General features: G+C 54.7%; 4 protein-coding genes. 2 read left to right on the forward strand and 2 right to left on the reverse strand.

Annotation, left to right across the window (positions count from 1 at the left end):
• Positions 1–669: hypothetical protein (locus TRICHSKD4_RS22510; RefSeq protein WP_168157065.1), on the forward strand; the 669-nt coding region annotated here is incomplete at its 5' end.
• A gap of 27 nt (positions 670–696) precedes the next feature.
• Here TRICHSKD4_RS22510 and TRICHSKD4_RS31820 read toward each other — a convergent pair.
• Together TRICHSKD4_RS31820 and TRICHSKD4_RS28565 are read right to left on the reverse strand one after the other, a co-directional pair.
• On the reverse strand, positions 697–1392 hold the full coding sequence (locus TRICHSKD4_RS31820) for a MarR family winged helix-turn-helix transcriptional regulator (RefSeq protein ID WP_009469285.1): 696 nt from the start codon (positions 1390–1392) through the stop codon (positions 697–699).
• A 99-nt stretch (positions 1393–1491) separates the two neighbouring features.
• Positions 1492–2400: a hypothetical protein gene (locus TRICHSKD4_RS28565; protein WP_009469286.1), complete on the reverse strand. Its 909-nt coding sequence runs from the start codon at positions 2398–2400 to the stop codon at positions 1492–1494.
• A gap of 176 nt (positions 2401–2576) precedes the next feature.
• Here TRICHSKD4_RS28565 and TRICHSKD4_RS22525 point away from each other — a divergent pair, with 176 nt between their 5' ends.
• A complete protein-coding gene (locus TRICHSKD4_RS22525) occupies positions 2577–3005 on the forward strand; it encodes a VOC family protein (protein WP_009469287.1) in 429 nt (142 codons plus the stop codon).
• Positions 3006–3067: the final 62 nt, after the last annotated feature.

Raw genomic sequence — 3067 nt, forward strand, 5'->3', positions numbered from 1 at the left:
TTCCAAGGTCGACCGGGGCAGGCATTTGGCTCATCGGTAAACGTTGTGCGGCATCGGATTGGCGCGAAAGTTCCCGTGCAGGTGGTGCTTTCAACCGACGGAAGATCATTTCGCGCTGAGGTCAAAGACGGCGTGTCCTGGGTGTTTCCGGTTGTTTTTTTACTTGCTGGTGCAATCGCCTTGTTTGTCGCGCATCAAAGCGGAACACCGGCTTGGGTTGTGGCCAGCGGCGCTGTGCTCATCGTGGTGATCGGGTATCTGATTGCGCTTCAAATCGCCAAGTCCGAGAAGCCACAGGGCGGCGAAGGAGCCGAGGAACGACAACCCATGCCAGACTCTGTTGTTTTCACCGATGACAGGGAAATTCTGCGCAAGTTGCGGGCGCAAACGATAATGTCTGCTGTCTTCAGTGGTCTGTTGCTGGTCGGCGGTGTGGTTGTGTTGGGATATAACTGCGGCAGCTTCCCGGATCGGGCCTTGACCATCCTGCGGAGTGATCCTGTTGAGTTCTTCCGTCAATTGGTAGACGGTGCGTTTCCCTCCAGTTGGGAAAAGCCGATAGCTCTCAACGGTATCGGTGCGGGAATGGTCACAATCGCACTGTTCGCGCTGATTTCTTCACGACAGAAAATTTGCGCTCTCTTCGCATCATCGAAAGCGCATCGCTAACCGTGCTTCTGTAAGGCGCGGGACGGTTCAGTCGCCGTCCTTTTCCGCAAGCATGTTGTCGCGCAGGGCAATCACTTTCTTTCGAAGGTCTGCATAGGCTTTGCCGCCCAATCCAGAGGACGTCGCGATGGCGTCCTGGAAATGCGCGGCCTTTTCCTCAAGGTCTTTTCCCTTTTTGGTCAGGGAAATTCGAACTTGTCGTTCGTCCTTCTTGCTCCGTTTGCGGCTCACCAGTCCCATCGTTTCAAGGCGTTTTAAAAGCGGTGTAATCGTGCTGGTTTCCAGCTGTAGCCGCTCGGTCAGATCGCCAACAGGAACGCGATCGTTTTCCCAAAGGGCGCTGAGGGCCAGATACTGCGGATAAGTGAGGCCGACCTCGGCCAGCAAGGGCTTGTAGACCTTGTTCATGGCGTGATTGGCCGAGTAAAGCGCAAAGCAGAGGAACTGATCGAGATGTGCTGTCGCAGACGCATCAAGCGGTTCTGCGCCCGTTTGCTGATCCGCTGTTTCATCTGCCGCCTCGGGTTCAGCTGTCTTGCTGGCCGCGTCTGCCTGCTTCTTTGCTGGTGCGCGCTTCGCCGTGGCAGTAGGGGCCACATCGTCCGCAGCCTCGACCTCGGAAGCCTTGGACTTTTTGGGCGCTTTGCGGGTTTTTTCCTTCGCTACGTCATCCTCTGGAACGAGGCCAGACAGCAGCGACATCTGTGTGAGATCATTTTCCATCGCCGCAAATTAAATCGCACGCGATGCGCCTGCAAGCATTTGGCCTGTTCGTGCACAGGTTCTGTTGACAGATTGGATAATCCAGGCTGAGCGATGAAGTTACCTACCGGACATGACCGAAACAGGTTGTGTGCCATTTTGGTCGCGAAAGCGGATCAACAAGCTGAATATCCCGAGCGCGACGACATATGTGACAGCAAGAGCCGCAACATAAAGCAGGACAATCGCTTCTGAGGAGATGGCGTGGTTCAATTCCTTGAACGCGCCCAACACAAAAGCCGCTGACCAGCTGACAATCGACACACTGACTGGCATCAGGAAGACGGTGGCAATATTTTTGAACGGCACATCGAGAAGACACTGTCCTGAACATTGCTTGATGAACGGCAGTGTTACTGTGTGAATGAAAGCGCCGTTGACCGTCAGGGCGATCACAATCACCAACTTGCCCCAGATCTTCGGATTGCTGAGCAGCTTCGGATCCACGAAATAGTAATAGGCGAGGATGGCAAACGCTGTGAGCCAGATAAGCGCCAGACCATAGGCAACAACTTTTGAGCCAAAGGTGATAAGTTCAAGAGATTGTTGATTGATTTGGTGTTTGACCAAGTAACGCGCGATGAAAAGATCGAGGAACACAGCCGCACCCAAGCCTACTACGAGACTGGCCTGATGGGTCATAACGATGATGGAGCGAAGCGGAAGGTCGGCCCAGGCGAACCCGAGTAGGGGTGCTGTTTTGGCGGTTTCAAATGCCGTTAGAGTTGGCCGCAGTCCCAAAGAGCTGGACGTGCTTGTTCCAGCGGCTGACGCTTGAAAGCTGGACAGAAGAACGTCAAGCAGCCCAGTCGCCTGGAGAATAATCAAACCAAGTATCACACCGAAAATCGCGGTGACCGCTGTGGCAAGCGAAGCGAGCAGCTTTTGGCGTGGGCCTTTTTGAATTTGTGCCACACGGCGTCCGTGACCGGGGACTGTCCGTCTTTTGCCGAATTCTGTCTCGCTCATCGTCTTCTTCCAGCGTTGTGGCGAAAAAAATGCCCGGTTCTTCCGTACCGAATTCGGACACCTCTTCCACGCTTGAGGTTTCACCGTGCTAGGATGCAGTGCCCATGCCAAATCATCTCCGCGATGATTACCTAGGTATTCCATGCGGTTAGTGGGAGAACTTGAAAAGGTGACACATGTCCGATGCGCCAAGAATTGATGGGATCCTCGAAACGGCCGTCTATGTTGATGACATGGACGCTGCGCATGCGTTTTATCAGGGCGTTCTTGGGCTGCCGCGCATGGTGGCCGGTGAGCGGCTCTACGCTTATGACGCTGGCCCGGCCCAAACTCTCTTGGTGTTTCACCGCGGCCACACGGGTGAAGACGTTTCAACGCCGGGCGGTGTTGTGCCCGGACATGACACAAAAGGGCACAGCCACCTTGCCTTCAGGATCGCCCTTGGCGCTTTGGCCACTTGGCGCTCCTACTTAAAGGAGCAGGGCGTGCCGATTGTCTCGGAGGTCACTTGGCCAGCAGGCGGAACAAGCATCTATTTCCGCGACCCGGATGGTAATGTCCTTGAGCTGGCAAGCGCGCCCTTATGGCCAAACTTCATGTCATGATCCTTCGAAAAAAGGGCCTCGCTGGAAGCTAAACCTTCGCAAATTTTACAAAGGAGCAACGG

Origin of the sequence: Roseibium sp. TrichSKD4, assembly GCF_000148725.1 — a bacterium.
In the GTDB taxonomy this organism is placed as follows: Bacteria; Pseudomonadota; Alphaproteobacteria; order Rhizobiales; family Stappiaceae; genus Roseibium.

Bases quoted from the DNA above. Each gene is read 5' to 3' on its own strand.
- TRICHSKD4_RS31820 (WP_009469285.1), bottom strand. From the start codon at position 1,392: ATGGAAAATGATCTCACACAGATGTCGCTGCTGTCTGGCCTCGTTCCA.
- TRICHSKD4_RS28565 (WP_009469286.1), bottom strand. From the start codon at position 2,400: ATGAGCGAGACAGAATTCGGCAAAAGACGGACAGTCCCCGGTCACGGA.
- TRICHSKD4_RS22525 (WP_009469287.1), top strand. From the start codon at position 2,577: ATGTCCGATGCGCCAAGAATTGATGGGATCCTCGAAACGGCCGTCTAT.